Annotated in this window: 12 protein-coding genes; 6 read left to right on the forward strand and 6 right to left on the reverse strand. The window is 74.1% G+C overall.

Annotated elements, in window-relative coordinates; genetic code table 11:
• Together meaB and ABTY56_RS34970 are read right to left on the reverse strand one after the other, a co-directional pair.
• Positions 1–742: methylmalonyl Co-A mutase-associated GTPase MeaB (gene meaB / locus ABTY56_RS34965; protein ID WP_350633426.1), on the reverse strand; the 742-nt coding region annotated here is incomplete at its 3' end.
• Positions 743–831: 89 nt separating this feature from the next.
• The gene (locus ABTY56_RS34970; protein ID WP_350633428.1) at positions 832–2,025 is read right to left on the reverse strand and encodes an acetyl-CoA C-acetyltransferase; all 1,194 of its coding nucleotides are present in this window, start codon (positions 2,023–2,025) and stop codon (positions 832–834) included.
• A gap of 245 nt (positions 2,026–2,270) precedes the next feature.
• On the opposite strand from ABTY56_RS34970, the gene mce reads away from it, so the two are divergent.
• The 3 genes from mce to ABTY56_RS34985 all read left to right on the forward strand — a co-directional run bounded on the left by mce (position 2,271) and on the right by ABTY56_RS34985 (position 9,115).
• A complete protein-coding gene (gene mce, locus ABTY56_RS34975; protein ID WP_350633430.1) occupies positions 2,271–2,711 on the forward strand; it encodes a methylmalonyl-CoA epimerase in 441 nt (146 codons plus the stop codon).
• Between the two features lie 510 nt (positions 2,712–3,221).
• Complete coding sequence (locus ABTY56_RS34980; RefSeq protein ID WP_350633432.1) at positions 3,222–8,078, forward strand: polarized growth protein Scy-related protein; 4,857 nt, start codon at positions 3,222–3,224, stop codon at positions 8,076–8,078.
• Positions 8,079–8,185: 107 nt separating this feature from the next.
• Positions 8,186–9,115 carry a coiled-coil domain-containing protein gene (locus ABTY56_RS34985; protein ID WP_030057505.1) on the forward strand — a complete coding sequence of 310 codons (930 nt, stop codon included), beginning with the start codon at positions 8,186–8,188 and terminating at the stop codon, positions 9,113–9,115.
• A gap of 87 nt (positions 9,116–9,202) precedes the next feature.
• Here ABTY56_RS34985 and ABTY56_RS34990 read toward each other — a convergent pair whose 3' ends face one another.
• Both ABTY56_RS34990 and ABTY56_RS34995 read right to left on the reverse strand, forming a co-directional pair.
• Positions 9,203–9,514 (reverse strand): hypothetical protein, encoded by a 312-nt coding sequence (locus ABTY56_RS34990; RefSeq protein ID WP_350633433.1) that lies wholly within the window; start codon positions 9,512–9,514, stop codon positions 9,203–9,205.
• On the reverse strand, positions 9,511–10,308 hold the full coding sequence (locus ABTY56_RS34995) for an alpha/beta fold hydrolase (RefSeq protein ID WP_350633435.1): 798 nt from the start codon (positions 10,306–10,308) through the stop codon (positions 9,511–9,513). Before ABTY56_RS34995 ends, ABTY56_RS34990 begins: the two co-directional genes overlap by 4 nt.
• Before the next feature lie 92 nt (positions 10,309–10,400).
• Here ABTY56_RS34995 and ABTY56_RS35000 point away from each other — a divergent pair, with 92 nt between their 5' ends.
• Both ABTY56_RS35000 and ABTY56_RS35005 read left to right on the forward strand, forming a co-directional pair.
• Positions 10,401–11,405 carry an ABC transporter ATP-binding protein gene (locus tag ABTY56_RS35000; RefSeq protein WP_350633437.1) on the forward strand — a complete coding sequence of 335 codons (1,005 nt, stop codon included), beginning with the start codon at positions 10,401–10,403 and terminating at the stop codon, positions 11,403–11,405.
• 1 nt (position 11,406) lies between these two features.
• Positions 11,407–12,174: an ABC transporter permease gene (locus tag ABTY56_RS35005; protein ID WP_350633439.1), complete on the forward strand. Its 768-nt coding sequence runs from the start codon at positions 11,407–11,409 to the stop codon at positions 12,172–12,174.
• 42 nt (positions 12,175–12,216) lie between these two features.
• On the opposite strand, the gene ABTY56_RS35010 is transcribed toward ABTY56_RS35005, so the two are convergent.
• The gene (locus ABTY56_RS35010; RefSeq protein ID WP_350633441.1) at positions 12,217–12,540 is read right to left on the reverse strand and encodes an Rv1322 family protein; all 324 of its coding nucleotides are present in this window, start codon (positions 12,538–12,540) and stop codon (positions 12,217–12,219) included.
• Between the two features lie 391 nt (positions 12,541–12,931).
• Between ABTY56_RS35010 and ABTY56_RS35015 the strand changes: the two genes are divergently transcribed.
• Positions 12,932–14,080 (forward strand): LLM class flavin-dependent oxidoreductase, encoded by a 1,149-nt coding sequence (locus ABTY56_RS35015; RefSeq protein WP_350633485.1) that lies wholly within the window; start codon positions 12,932–12,934, stop codon positions 14,078–14,080.
• Positions 14,081–14,196: 116 nt separating this feature from the next.
• Here the strand turns inward: ABTY56_RS35015 and ABTY56_RS35020 are convergent, their stop codons facing one another.
• Complete coding sequence (locus ABTY56_RS35020; RefSeq protein ID WP_350633443.1) at positions 14,197–14,589, reverse strand: SCO5389 family protein; 393 nt, start codon at positions 14,587–14,589, stop codon at positions 14,197–14,199.
• Positions 14,590–14,984 lie beyond the last annotated feature (395 nt).

A 14,984-nucleotide genomic window follows, 5' to 3' on the forward strand; every position in this document is an offset into this window, starting at 1 on the left:
GGTGCTTCTCCAGCGCCTCGACGACCTCGTCCACGCCCTCGCCGCGGGCCGCGACGGTCTTCACGATCGGCGGGCGCCAGTCCCCCGCCTCGCGGGCCTCGCCGAGGCCCAGCATGTGGTTGAGCTCCCGCGCGGTGGCGTCGGCGCCGTCCCGGTCGGCCTTGTTGACCACGAAGACGTCGCCGATCTCCAGGATCCCGGCCTTGGCGGCCTGGATGCCGTCGCCCATCCCGGGGGCCAGCAGCACCACGGTGGTGTCGGCCTGGGCGGCGATCTCGACCTCGGACTGGCCGACGCCCACGGTCTCGACCAGGATCACCTCGCAGCCGGCCGCGTCCAGCACCCGCAGTGCCTGGGGCGCCGTCCAGGAGAGCCCGCCGAGGTGGCCGCGGGTGGCCATCGAGCGGATGAACACCTCGGGATCGGTGGCGTGGTCCTGCATCCGGACCCGGTCGCCCAGCAGCGCGCCGCCGGAGAACGGCGAGGACGGGTCGACGGCCAGGACCCCGACCCGCTTGCCGAGCCGCCGGTAGGCGGAGACCAGGGCCGAGGTGGAGGTGGACTTGCCGACCCCCGGCGAGCCGGTGAGGCCGATGGTGTAGGCCTGGCCGGTGTACGGCGCGAGCGCGGCCATCGCCTCCCGCAGCTGCGGGGCGGCGTTCTCGACCAGCGTGATCAGTCGGGCGACGGCCCGCGGCCGGCCCTCCCGGGCCTGCTCGACCAGCGTGGCGACATCGATCATCAGGGTCTCCTTGCGCGGATGTCGTCGTATGCCGAAGGGGCTGCGGACCGCTTGTGGCGGTCCGCAGCCCCGAAGATCAGATCAGCTGATCAGGCCTTCGGGACGCGCACGATGAGCGCGTCACCCTGGCCACCGCCGCCGCACAGCGCGGCCGCGCCCACCCCGCCGCCGCGGCGCTGCAGCTCCAGCGCCAGGGTCAGCACCACGCGGGCGCCGGACATGCCGATCGGGTGGCCGAGCGCGATCGCGCCGCCGTTGACGTTGACGATGTCCGAGGAGACGCCCAGGTCCTTCGTCGACTGGTAGGCGACGGCCGCGAACGCCTCGTTGATCTCGATCAGGTCGAGGTCGGCGACCTCCAGGCCCTCCTTGGAGAGCGCGTGCTTGATCGCGTTGGACGGCTGCGACTGCAGCGAGTTGTCCGGGCCTGCCACGTTGCCGTGCGCGCCGATCTCGGCGATCCAGGTCAGGCCCAGCTCCTCGGCCTTGGCCTTGCTCATCACGACCACCGCGGCGGCGCCGTCGGAGATCTGCGAGGAGGTGCCGGCGGTGATCGTGCCGTCCTTGGTGAAGGCCGGGCGCAGCTTGGCCAGGCCCTCGACGGTGGTGTCCGCGCGGATGCCCTCGTCCTGGCTGAACAGCACCGGCTCGCCCTTGCGCTGCGGGATGGCGACCGGGGCGATCTCGGCGTCGAAGACGCCGTCGGCCTGCGCCTTGGCGGCCCGCTGGTGCGAGGCGGCGGCGATCTCGTCCTGCACGTCGCGCGGGATGCCCAGGCGGGTGTTGTGCTTCTCGGTGGACTCGCCCATCGGGATGTTCTCGTAGGCGTCGGTGAGGCCGTCGTACGCCATGGCGTCCAGCATCTCGATCGCGCCGTACTTGAAGCCCTCGCGGGACTTCGGCAGCAGGTGCGGGGCGTTGGTCATCGACTCCTGGCCGCCGGCCACGATGACGTCGAACTCGCCGGCGCGGATCAGCTGGTCGGCCAGCGCGATGGCGTCCAGGCCGGAGAGGCAGACCTTGTTGATGGTCAGCGCCGGGACGTTCATCGGGATGCCGGCCTTGACGGCGGCCTGGCGGGCCGGGATCTGGCCGGCGCCGGCCTGGAGCACCTGGCCCATGATCACGTACTGGACCTGGTCCCCCGTGATGCCGGACCGCTCCAGCGCGGCCTTGATGGCGACGCCGCCGAGGTCGGCCCCGGAGAAGCCCTTGAGGGAGCCGAGCAGGCGACCCATCGGGGTCCGTGCACCGGCAACGATCACAGAGGTGGTGTTGGTCATGGGACGGGCCCCTTCGCACGTCGTGGCCAGGTGAGGATGCGCTCAATGTACTGACCTGTTACCCGCCCGTCACCGGAGCGACGGTGTGATCGAGCGCACTGGCACCCTCCAGTCAACACCGTGCCGACGCGGTCCGGGTGAACCCCGCCGCGTGTGAGCAGGCTCGCACGTCCGGCACTGGCGTCGGTCGCGGGCCATGCGCTGCACTTGGTGCCACCCTTGTCCCCAACCATCCGGAGGCCGCCGTGCTGACCCGAATCGACCACATCGGCATCGCCTGCCGAGACCTCGACAAGACGGTCGAGTTCTACCGCGCCACCTACGGCTTCGAGGTCTTCCACTCCGAGGTCAACGAGGAGCAGGGTGTCCGCGAGGCCATGCTGCGGATCAACGGGACCGACGACGGCGGTGCCTCCTACCTCCAGCTGCTGGAGCCCACCCGGCCCGACTCCACGGTCGCCAAGTGGCTGGAGAAGAACGGCGAGGGCGTGCACCACATCGCCTTCGGCACCGCCGACGTGGACGGCGACGCCGAGGCCATCCGCGGCAAGGGCGTCCGGGTCCTCTACGACGAGCCGCGGATCGGCTCGATGGGCTCCCGGATCACCTTCCTGCACCCGAAGGACTGCGGCGGCGTGCTGACGGAGCTGGTCACGTCCGCGCAGAACGCCCACGACGAGCACTGAATCGTCCACCGGACCGCCCCCAGGGTGCCGCTCGCTCCGGCGGCACCCGACGGTCCATCGGTCATGACCCGTCAGTAACCTGGTCGGAACAGCCGGAAAACCCCCCTGCGGCCATTCCCCCGCCGTCCGCTCCCACTACAATGCCCAGGTGCGCGAAGACTCCGGGGGACGGAGGGGACGGGCACGGCCGAAGACGGCCCGTCCGCCCTGCCGCGGTCGGCCCGTCGCAAGGGGAGTCCATTACGCGGGCACGGCTGAACAGTCGCAAGACGGATCTGTCACCATTCTCCACAAGGCAAGAGTTCGCCCAGGAGTCCACCCGGACGGGGGAACGCGGTACCCCCGCGCTCCTGCGCCCCGGACTCCGACGACCGCGGCGGGCGGCCCCGGATTGGCGAGGGGTCGTCCACCTGCTGCGGATGCAAGGACCAGTCGGACCGACACCCGGGAAACGGGTGCCCGGAACCGGCCGGGTCGAGGACGCGACCAGGAGATGGATGGGACCGCGGAGTGCGGGGCAACGACCGCTACGAGGCTGACGATCACCTCTCCCAGTTCGAGGCCGAGATGGGTCGGACTCGGAAGGAGCGCGACAAGGCAGTCGAGCATGCCGAGGACCTCGCCTACCAGGTGGAGGTGCTCCGGGCGAAACTGCACGAGTCCCGTCGCATGCTCGCCCAGCCGCGCGCCTTCGACGCCGTCTCCGGCCAGGCCGAGCAGATGCTCCGCACCGCCGAGATGCAGGCCCAGCAGCTGCGTGCCGACGCCGAGCGCCAGCTGCGCGACTCCCAGGCCGCCACCCAGCGGATCATGGCCGAGGCCGCCGAGCGCACCGCCCGTCTGGAGGCCGAGCTCACCGCCCGCCGCCGCCAGCTTGAGGACGAGCTCGCCGAGCTGCGCCGGTCCGCCGAGCAGCACGTCAACGGCTGGGCCGAGCAGACCCGGGCCGGCTCCGAGCAGGAGGCCCAGCGCCTCCTCCAGGAAGCCCGCGTCGAGGCCGAGCGGATGGTCACCGCCGCCCGCGCGGAGGCCGTCGCCCTCGCCGACCAGGCCCGCGCCCAGACCGCCGCCGACGTCGACGCCGCCCGCGGTGAGGCCCACGCCGCCGCCGAGGCCGCCCTCCAGCGGGCCCAGAGCGACGCCGAGCGCCTGCTGCGCGCCGCCTCCGAGCACGCCCAGCAGGCCGGTGCCCAGGCCGCCGCGGACGTGGACGCCGCCCGCGGCGAGGCCCAGCAGCAGCTGGCCGCCGCCCACGCCGCCGCCGAGCACCAGCTCGCCGCCGCCAAGGCCGAGATCGACCAGCTCAAGGTGCAGGCCGCCACCGAGCAGGCCCGCGCCGAACAGCAGCTCTCCGCCGCCAAGGCCGAGATAGAGCGGCTGCGCGCCGAGGCCATCGCCGAGGCGGAGCGCACCCGACACGAGGCCGCCGCCCTGCGGGCCCAGGCCGAACAGGCCGCCGAACAGCTCCAGGCCGACGCCGAGGCCGCCGCCGAGCGCAAGGTCGCCGACGGCGAGGCCGCCAACGAACAGCGTTCGCAGACCGCCCGGGCCGAGGTCGCCCGGATGGTGGCCCAGGCCACCAAGGAAGCCGACGCGATCCGCGCCGAAGCCGAGACCGTACGGTCCGCGGCGTCCACCAAGCAGGCCGAGGCCGACGCCGCCAAGGCCGCCGCCGCCGAGGAGAGCGAGCGGCTGCGGGCCACCGCCGAGTCGGTCGCCACCGAGCTGCGCGCCGAGGCCGAGGCCGCGATCGCCGAGCTGCGCGCCCGGGCCGAGCGGGACGTGGCCGAGCTGCGGGCGCACGCCCACGCCGAGGCGCAGCGACTGCGTAGCGAGGCCGAGGAGGAGGGCCGGGCGGCCGGCGCCAAGGACGCCACCGTCCACCTCGCCAAGGCCGCCAAGACCGCCGAGGAGGTGCTCGGCCGCGCCAACCAGGACGCCGAGACCGCCCGGAGCGAGGCCGCCACCGAGGCCGAACGGATCCGCACCGAGGCCGCCGCGGAGGCGCAGCGCCTGCGCGAGCAGGCCCAGGCCGCCGTGGAGCAGGCCCAGAACGCCGCCCTGGACGACGCCGCCGCGATCCGCCGGCGGATCGAGCAGATGCAGGACGAGGCGGCCCGGCTGCGCGCCGAGGCCGAGGAGCTGCGCTCCCAGGCCGCCGCCGAAGCCGAGCGCGTCCGCGGCGAGGCCCGCCGCCAGGCGGTACTGCAGATCGAGGAGTCGGCGAAGAACGCCGAGGAGCTGCTCACCAAGGCCAAGGCCGACGCGGACGACCTGCGCGCGGGGGCCGCGGGCGAGATCGAGCGGCTGCGCGAGCAGGCCCAGGAGCAGGCCGCCGAGACCCAGGGCCGGGCCGAGCAGACCCTGACCCGGGCCCGCACCGAGGCCGCGAAGATCACCGCCGCCGCCGAGCAGCAGGGCCAGGACGCGCTCTCCGCCGCCAAGGCCGCGGCTGCCGAGAACCGCACCGCCGCCGAGCGTGAGACCGCCGAACTCCGCCGCGAGGCAACCGAGTTCGACCGGCGGGTCCGGGCCGAGGCGAACGCCGCCGCGGAGGCCGTGACCACCGAGGCGCAGGCCGGGGCGAACGCGGTGCGGGACGCCGCGGTGGCCGACGCCGAACGGGTGCGCACCGAGGCCGACACCGAGGCCGCCCGCACCCGGGGCGAGGCCGAGGCCGCCGCCGACGCGCTGCGCGAGGAGAGCCGCCGCGAGCGCGAGGACGCCGCCACCGGGCTGCGCCGCGAGCGCGAGGAGACCGCCGACCAGCTGGCCGCCGCCAAGGCCGCCCGCACGCAGGCCGAGCAGGCCGCCGCCGAGCTCCGCGAGACCGCCGACGCCCACGCCGCCGAGGTACGGGCGGAGGCCGAGCAGGCCGCCGGCGAGCTGCGGGCCCTCGCCCAGCGCGAGACCACCCAGCAGCGCGAGACCGCCGAGGCCTACGCCGACCGCGTCCGCACCGAAGCCGAACAGCACGCCACCGACCTCACCGAACGCACCGCCACCGAAACCGCCCAGGTCCGCACCGCCGCCGACACCTACGCCACCGAACAGCGCGAAACCGCGGACACCTACGCCGCCGGCGTGCGGGCGGAGGCCGAGCAGGCCGCCGGCGAGCTGCGGGCCCTCGCCCAGCGCGAGACCACCCAGCAGCGCGAGACCGCCGAGGCCTACGCCGACCGCGTCCGCACCGAGGCCGAACAGCACGCCACCGACCTCACCGAACGCACCGCCACCGAAACCGCCCAGGTCCGCACCGCCGCCGACGCGTACGCCACCGAACAGCGCGAGACCGCGGACACCTACGCCGCCGAGCAGCGTGAGAGCGCCGACGCGTACGCCGCCGAGCAGCGCGAGGCCGCCGACGGAGTGCTGGAGCGCGCCGAGGCCACCGCCGAGCAGCGCCGGGCGGAGGCCGCCAGGGACGCCAAGGCCGTCCGCGAGAAGGCGGCCGCCGAGCTGGCGCTGGCCAACGAGCAGGCCGAGACCGTCCGGGCCGAGGCCGGCCGTGAGCTGTCCGAGGCCCGTGCCACCGCCGACAACATCCGGGGCGAGGCCGCGGCCGAGCTGGAGCAGGCCGAGGCCGACCGTGCGGAGCTGATCGCCGCCGCGAAGGCCGAGGGCGCCGAACTGGTCGCCGTCTCCGAGGAGGAGGCCGCCGAGGTCCGCCAGTCGGTGGCCGGCATGCACGAGGCCGCCGCCGAGCAGATCGCCGCGCTCAAGGCCGCCGCCGAGCAGCAGGCCGCCGAGGTCCGCGAGGCCGGCGAGCAGGCCGCCGCCGAGGTCCGGGACCTCGCCGAGCGCGAGACGACCGAGCAGCGCGAGCTCGCCGACCGGGAGACCGCCGAGCAGCGCGCGGCGGCCGATGCGTACGCCGCCGAGGTCCGCGAGCTCGCCGACCGCGAGACCGCCGACCTGCGCGCCCGTACCGAGGCCGAGACCACCGCCCTGCGTGAGCAGACCGAGCTGGAGCTGGTCGCCGACCGCGAGGCCGCCGAGGCCGAGCTCGACCGGCAGCGCGCCGAGGCCCAGGCCTACGACGAGCGGCTGCGCACGGACGCCGAGGCCGAACTGCGCGCCGCCCAGGAGACCGCCGCGCAGCTGCGCGCCGACGCCGAGGCGCAGGCCGCCCGTACCGTCGCCGAGGCCGAGGCCCACGGTGCCCGTACGGTCGCCGACGCCGAGGAGCTGGCCGCCGGGCTGCACGCCGAGGCCGAGGAATACGCCCTCGCCACCCGCACGCTGGCCGACGACTACGACAGCGCCACCCATGCCCGGGCCGACGCGTTCGACGCGGAGACCCGGGAGGCCGCCGAGAAGTTCGACAAGTCCACCCGCGAGCGGGCCAAGTCCGTCCTGGAGAAGGCCTTCGCCGACGCCGAGGCGCTCGGTGAGGACGCCCAGACCACCGCGCTGGCCACCACCGCCGCCGCCGAGGAGCAGGCGGACGCGATGGTCGCCGCCGCCCGCAAGGAGGCCGACCGGCTGGTCGCCGCCGGCGAGGCGGCCGGCCAGGCCGAGGTCGAGAAGGGCCGCTCGGACGCCGACGCGCTGCTCGCCGAGGCCCGCCGGGACGCCACCGGGATCCGCGAGCGCGCCGAGGAGCTGCGCGAGCGCACCGACGCCGAGGTGGAGGCGCTGCACGAGCGCGCCCGCAAGGAGAACGCGGCGGCCATGAAGTCGGCCGGCGAGCGGGTGGACGCGCTGGTGACGGCCGCCCAGGAGCAGCTGACCGAGGCCGAGGAGCAGGCGGTGGCCACCGTCGCCGAGGCCGAGGACCGCGCCGCGGCGCTGGTCGCCGCCGCCGAGGACCGCTCGAACGAGCTCACCTCGGAGGCCTCCGCCGAGGCCAGCAAGGTCCGCCTCTCGGCGGTCCGCAAGGCCGAGGGCCTGCTCAAGGAGGCGGAGACCAAGCTCGCCAACTCCACCGACCGCGCCGAGGCGCTCATCGAGAAGTCGGAGGCGAAGCTGCAGTCGGCCGAGGCCGAGGCCGAGGAGCGGCTGGAGCGGGCGGCGACCGAGGCGGAGAAGCGCCTGCGGGACGCCGACGAGGCCGCGGAGGAGCAGGTCGAGCTGGCGAAGGCGGAGGCCGAGCGGCTGCTCGCCGAGGCCAAGGCCGAGGCGAAGCGGGTCACCGACGAGGGCCGGCGCGAGCTGGACGAGCTGGTGCGCCGCCGCAAGGACATCAACACGGAGATCTCCAGGGTGCAGGACGTGCTGTCCGCGCTGGAGGCCTTCGAGGCGCCGGCGCCGGTCGCGCAGACCAACGGGGGAAGCAACAAGAAGGACGGGGGCGCCAAGGCCGGTGCCGGAGTTGGCTCCCCCCGGTCGGGTGGCAATCGCTCCAAGAACGCACCACCCGATTGAGCGGACATTGTCCGCGAGAGAACGGCTTTTCGCCGTCGACACTCCGGTACCGTGTCAGGATTCCCTCAACCACCTCAGCGGTTTGACGACAGGAAGCCCAGAACCCCATGAGCGACAGTCACTCCCCTCACGGCTTCGACCTGGTACGCCGTGGGTACGAGCGCGCCCAGGTCGACGAGCGGATCACCAAGCTGGTGGCCGACCGTGACAGTGCCCTGACCCGGATCAGCGCGCTGGAGAAGCGCATCGAGGAGCTCCACCTGGAGACCCAGACCGCCCAGGCGGCGGTCGTCGAGCAGGAGCCCTCGTACGCTGGTCTCGGTGCCCGGGTCGAGAAGATCCTGCGGCTCGCCGAGGAGGAGGCCAAGGACCTGCGCGACGAGGCGCACCGCGCCGCCGAGCAGCACCGCGAGCTCGCCGAGGCCGCCGCCCAGCAGGTCCGCACCGAGGCCGAGAACTACGCCAAGGACCGCAAGGCCAAGGCGGAGGACGAGGGTCTGCGGATCGTCGACAAGGCCAAGAGCGACGCCGCCCAGCTGCGCGCCGAGGCCAACAAGGACGCCCAGAACAAGCGCGAGGAGGCGGACGCCCTCTTCGAGGAGACCCGCACCAAGGCCGCCCAGGCCGCGCTGGAGTTCGAGACCAACCTGGCCAAGCGCCGCGAGCAGTCCGAGCGCGACCTGGCCGCCCGTCAGGCCAAGGCCGAGAAGCGCCTGGCCGAGATCGAGCACCGGGCCGAGCAGCTGCGCCTGGAGGCCGAGAAGCTGCGCACGGACGCCGAGCGCCGCGCCCGCCAGACCGTCGAGACGGCCCAGCGCCAGTCCGAGGACATCGTGGCGGACGCCAACGCCAAGGCCGACCGCATCCGCAGCGAATCCGAGCGTGAGCTGGCGGCGCTCACCAACCGCCGCGACAGCATCAACGCCCAGCTGACCAACGTCCGCGAGATGCTGGCGACGCTGACCGGCGCGGCCGTGGCCGCCGCCTCGCTGCCGAACGACGACACCATGGGCGTGCCCGCCCAGCAGTCGCGCTGAGACGGTACCGGCACCTGACCGCCGCAGGCCCTCACCCGCCCGGGTGAGGGCCTGTCCGCTGTCGTGCCGTCATCACCTCGGGCGGTTCTACCGGGGGTAGGCCCCGTCCGGTCGCTGGTGGCCGCTGCTGAGCTGGTTGCCCTCGTCGTCGGAGACGGTGCCGAACCAGGAGGTGCACCAGACCGACACCGAGTCCGGCCAGTACTGCACCTCGAAGGGGTGGCCGGAGCCGTGGTCGCCGTACGAGGTGACGATGAAGGTCTCCCCGGGGCGCATCCAGTAGTCCTCGCCGAGCGGTTCCAGGGTCAGCTCGACCAGCCCCTCGCTCCGGTTGGTCACGGGCATCCGGCCGCTCACCTCCAGCGCCGAGAAGTCCCAGGCGGCCGCGTCCTCGCTCATCCGGCGGCCACCCTCCGCAGCAGGGCTCGGACGGCGGCGTCGAAGGCCTCGGGGGCCTCCAGGGCGCTCAGATGGCCCGCTCCGGGGATGACGGTCAGCTCGGCGTCCGGGCGGGCCCGCAGCATCAGTTCGGCCTCCTCCGGCGCCACCAGGGTGTCCTGGGCGCCCGCCACCACCGCGACCGGCACCCGCAGCCCGGCGAGCACGTCCCGGGCGTCCGGACGGGCCGCCATCGCCCGCTGGGCCCAGGCGACGGTGGCCGGCGGGGCGGCGGCGACCATCGACTGCACCCGCTCCACGAGGTGCTGCGAGTCGGGCCCGAGCTGCCCGGCCGCGACCTGCTCGTCCAGCAGCAGCTGCACGCTGTCCCGCGCGGTGACGGCGGCGGCGATCCGCTCCCGGTTGGCCCGTACCGCGTCGGTGTCGGCGGTGGCGCGGGTGTTGGCGAGCAGCAGGCCGGCCAGCCGTTCGGGGTGGCGGCGGGCGAAGGCCAGCGCCACGTAGCCGCCCATCGAGATCCCGGCGACCACCGCGCGCTCGATCCCGGCCGCGTCCAGCAGCAGTGCGAGGTCCTCCGCGACCGCGTCCAGCGAGGGCTCGTCGGCGCCCAGCTCGGTGCCGCCGAACCCCCTCTGGTCGGGGGCGAGCACCCGCGCCCCGTCCCCGGTCAGGCCGGGCAGCGCGTCCAGCTGGGACGACCACATCGAGGCGTTCAACGGAAAGGCGTGCAGCAGCACGAGGGGTGTTCCGGTACCGCTCTCGCGGACGGACACTGCGGCGGGGAGCTCGGTCATGCGCCCACCGTATTCCGGCACGCCCGATGAACCCACTCAGCGGGCCGCGATATCCCCTTTGTCCTAGCCTGACAGCGAGTAAGGGAGCGCGAATGATCGAGTTGCACGACCTGACAAAACGTTACGGCAAGACGCTCGCGGTGGACCGACTCAGCTTCACCGTCCCCCGGGGCGTGGTGACCGGCTTCCTCGGCCCGAACGGCGCGGGCAAGTCCACCACCATGCGCATGATCCTCGACCTCGACCGCCCGACCGGCGGCCGGGTCACCATCGACGGCAAGCGCTACGGACAGCTCAGCGAGCCGCTCAAGTACATCGGCGCGCTGCTGGAGGCCAAGGCCGTCCACCCGGGCCGCACCGCCCGCGACCACCTGCTCTGGCTCGCCCAGAGCAACCGCATCCCGGAGCGCCGGGTGGACGAGGCGCTCGCCCTGGTCGGCCTCACCCCGGTCGCCCGCAAGCGGGCCCGCGGCTTCTCGCTCGGCATGGGCCAGCGCCTGGGCATCGCCTCCGCGCTGCTCGGCGACCCGGAGATCGTCATGTTCGACGAGCCGGTCAACGGCCTGGACCCGGAGGGCATCCTCTGGATCCGCAACCTGATGAAGCGCCTCGCCGGCGAGGGCCGGACGGTCTTCGTCTCCTCCCACCTGATGAGCGAGATGGCCGTCACCGCCGACCACCTGGTGGTCATCGGCAGGGGCCGGCTGCTCGCCGACCTGCCGATGCCGGAGTTCATCCGGCGCAACTCCCGCTCCACCGTACGGCTGCGCAGCCCCGAACCCGAGCGGCTGCTCGACGTGCTGGCCGACGCCGGCCTGCGGCACGAGGCGGGCCCGGACGGCTCCTACGAGGTGGTCGACGGCGACCTTGCCCGGCTCGGCGAACTGGCTGCGGCGAACGGCGTGGTGCTGCACGAACTCAGCCCGCAGCAGGCCTCGTTGGAGGAGGCGTTCATGCAGATGACGGCCGACTCGGTGGAGTACCACGCGGGCGACGGACCGGGCCGGGACGCGGCCGGCGCACCCGGCGCCTGGGGCGCCGGCTGGAAGGCGGACGGCGCCCGGCAGGCCGCCGCGGCACAGCAGGAGGAGAACTGAGATGGCGTCCTTCCCGGCAGTCCTGCGCTCCGAGTGGACGAAGATCCGCAGCGTCCGCTCGACGGTCTGGACGCTCGCGCTGACCTTCGTCGTCACCGTCGGCATCGGCGCGCTGCTGTCCCTGCTCACCAACAACAACTTCACCGAGTTCCGCCGCAACGAGGAGACCCCGTTCGACGCCACCGGGACGGCCTTCGCCGGCATCATGCTCGGCGAGCTGGCCATCATCGTCTTCGGCGTGCTGGCGATCGGCAACGAGTACAGCAGCGGCATGATCCGGGTCACCCTGGCCGCCGTTCCGCAGCGCGCCACCCTGCTCGGCGGCAAGGCCTCGGTGCTCGGCGCGCTCGCCCTGGCGGTCTCGCTGGTGACGGCCTTCGTCACCTTCTTCGTCGGCCAGGCGCTGCTCGGCTCGCACTCCACCACGCTCGGCGAACCGCACGTGCTGCGCGCGGTGTTCGGCGCCGCGCTGTACCTGACGATGCTCTGCCTGTTCTCGGCGGGCGTCACCACGATGCTGCACAACCAGACGCTCGCGCTCGGCGTGCTGGTGCCGTTCTTCTTCCTGCTCTCGCCGATCCTCTCGGCGGTGCCGAAGGTCAAGACCCTGGCCCACTACTTCCCCGACTACGCGGGCTCGCGGATGCTGCTGGTGTACGAGCAGCAGGGCCAGCCGTACGGGCCGTGGGCCGGTTTCCTCATCTGCCTCGCCTGGACCGCCGCGGCCCTGGTCGGCGGCATGCTGGTGCTCAAGAACCGCGACGCGTGAGGCGGTTCGGCGGTTCGGCAGGCCCGGCCCCGTCGGGGGCCCTCAGTACCGCGGAGCGCCGCGGCCTCGCAGGACGTTGGAGGCCCGGCGCTCCCGCGCTCCCCAGCACGCGCGGTGCCAGTGCCGCCGGTCGTCCACCCCCGCGCCGTGCATCGGCCAGGCCACCACGTGGCCCATGCCCGACGGGATCTCCTGGTCGCAGCCCGGGCAGCGGTAGGCCCGCCCCGACGTCCCGGCGACCGTCTGGACCACCCAGTCGTCGCCCTGGTAGCTCTCGGTGCGGCGCAGCGAACCGCCCAGCGGGGCGGCCGGCTGGGTGCTCTCGTGGGGGGCGGCGCTCTTGATCCGGTTGCGGCGCGGCGACACGGCGGACTGCCTCTCTTCCGGGGGCTCTGGGCCGTTCCAGCCTACGGCCGGCGGGCCCCCCGAACGGCCACTATCACGGGTCCGCCCGACGCTCCGGTCTTTTTGCCGAGATCCACCCGATCATCAGGGAAATTCGGGGTTCAGCGTGCCATTGGCACATGACATCGGATACCCACAAGGGGTAGAGGCGGGGCCCGCAGACCCTGCGCGCACCCGAGGAGGCCCAAGGATGACCAAGACCGGCGCTCGTGCCGAGACCCGCCGACCCGTCGGGGTCCGGCCGCCCGCCCCCGGCCCGACGCTGACCACCGTCCCCCCGGTGACGGCCGTCGCGGGCGAGCCGCTGCCCGTGGCGCAGCGCGCGGGGGCCCTGCCGGCGGACACCGCGCCGGTGCGGGTCGGCCTGTTCCTGCTGTCCGCGCAGTTCCCCGGGCAGAGCCACGGCGAGGCGCTGGAGCGCACCGTCCGGTCCGCCGTCGAGGCCGAACGGGCCGGCCTGGACAGCGTCTGGCTGGCCGAACACCACTTCGTCCCGTACGGGGTCTGCCCCGACGCCGCGACGCTGGCCGCGCTGCTGCTCGGCCGTACCCGCCGGATCGGCGTCGGTACGGCGGTCAGCGTGCTGTCCACCCGCCACCCGGTGGCCCTCGGCGAACAGGCCGCGCTGCTGCACCTCACCTCCGGCGGGCGGTTCACGCTCGGGGTCGGCCGCGGCGGGCCGTGGATCGACCTGGACGTGTTCGGCGACGGCGTGGGCGCCTTCGAGAACGGCTTCCCCGAGCGGCTGGACCTGCTGCTGCGCTGGCTGCGCGGCTCCCGGGTGGGCGCGGACGGCCCGCAGTTCAGCTTCCCCGAGGTGGCGGTGGTGCCGCGGGCCGCCGAACCGCTGCGGCGGCCCGGTCTGAGCAGCTGGCTCGGCCTCGGCGAGCAGGCGGGCCCGGTGCGCTTCCCGCGCCAGCGCCAGGACGACGAGGGCCTCGGCGAGGAACTCACCACCACCGGGCGGCCGGTGGCCGGCCCGCCCGTGGTGGTCGCCTGCACCTCGCCGGGCGGGGTGAAGCTGGCCGCCGAGCGCGGACTGCCGATGCTGCTCGGCATGCACTCCGGGGACGACGACAAGCTGCGGATGCTGGAGCTCTACCGCTCCGCCTGGCTGGCCGCGGGGCGCAGCGAGGAGCAGCTGCGCCGGGTCGGCCGCCGGCACGTGGCCGCCGGGGTGGCGCAGGTCGACGACCGCGCCGCGGCGGCCCGCTCCACCCTGCTGAACGCGATGCCCGGCTGGTTCGAGTACGGGCTCGGCGCCCACCGCACCGTGGACGGCCGCGAGCGCAAGATGCGCGACGCGCACCAGTACACCGAACTCCTCTGCGACCTGCACGCGGTGGGCACCCCGCGGCAGTGCGCCGACCGGCTGCTGGCCACCGCCGAGCGGACCGGCATCCGCCGGTTCGCGCTGCTCGCCGAGGGCAGCGGCGACCACGAGGCGACCCTGCACAACATCGCCCGGCTGGGCTCCGAGGTGCTGCCGCAGCTGGGCTGAGGGGTGCGCCGGGGCGGGCCCCGCGCCGCCGGCCCGGGCCGCCGCCCCTCCCCCCGCACCGGGGGACGGGGGCGGCCGGCGCCGCGGTGGCACCGCGGTGGTCGGATGCCGGGGGCTCAGCAGTCCCGCAGTTCGTCGGACTGGTTGAGCAGCTGCTCCCGGACGGAGGTGAAGCGCGTGAACCGCGCGTCGTTGACCTCCGACGGCAGGAACACCGCCACCCGGTGACAGTTCTGGAAGGCCAGCCGAACGCCGAAGTGGCGCTGCAGGGCGCCCCGGATGGCATCGCTGGCCAGGGCGCGCAGCAGCTGGCCACGGGCCTGCTCGCTGGGCGGCGGTACCTGGTTGTCGGCGAAGTCGGTGCCGTCGACCTTCGCCTGGGCGACCAGCGAGCTGATCAGGTCCCAGGCGTACGGCAGCGAGACGCGGACGCAGTCGACGAATTCCCGCTCGTCGACCTCGCCCCGCTCGGCCTTTTCCAGCAGGGCCGGTGAGACGTCGAGCGACATGGATTCTCCTCTCGCGGTCCACCCGCGCGGCGCCCGGGTGGTCGTGCGTAGTCCAAGCTCAGTGAGGGTGGGCGAATCGCGTGTGGTGTCCGGAACACCGTGGGACGGGGGCTGCCGGCACCTTCGCGACCAGCGGCGGCGGTACGGGACGTGACGCCCCGAACACCGACCGCGCTCAGAACAGCGTGGCAGTCAACGGCGGAGCAGGCCGGTCTTTCCTGGGGATTGCTCCGGAAATACGGCGCGGTGCACCAGATTGGCCGGATCCTGTCGGATCGTTCATCTGAAGTCTCCATCCCCGTTGACAGCGATCCCGCAAGCGTGCCGTCACACACCGTAGCGACCGGACGGGACGGGCGCCAGACCGCGGCGGGCAGGAGACGAGCGGGAGCGGA

This window comes from Kitasatospora sp. NPDC097691 (assembly GCF_040302665.1).
GTDB lineage: Bacteria > Actinomycetota > Actinomycetes > Streptomycetales > Streptomycetaceae > Kitasatospora.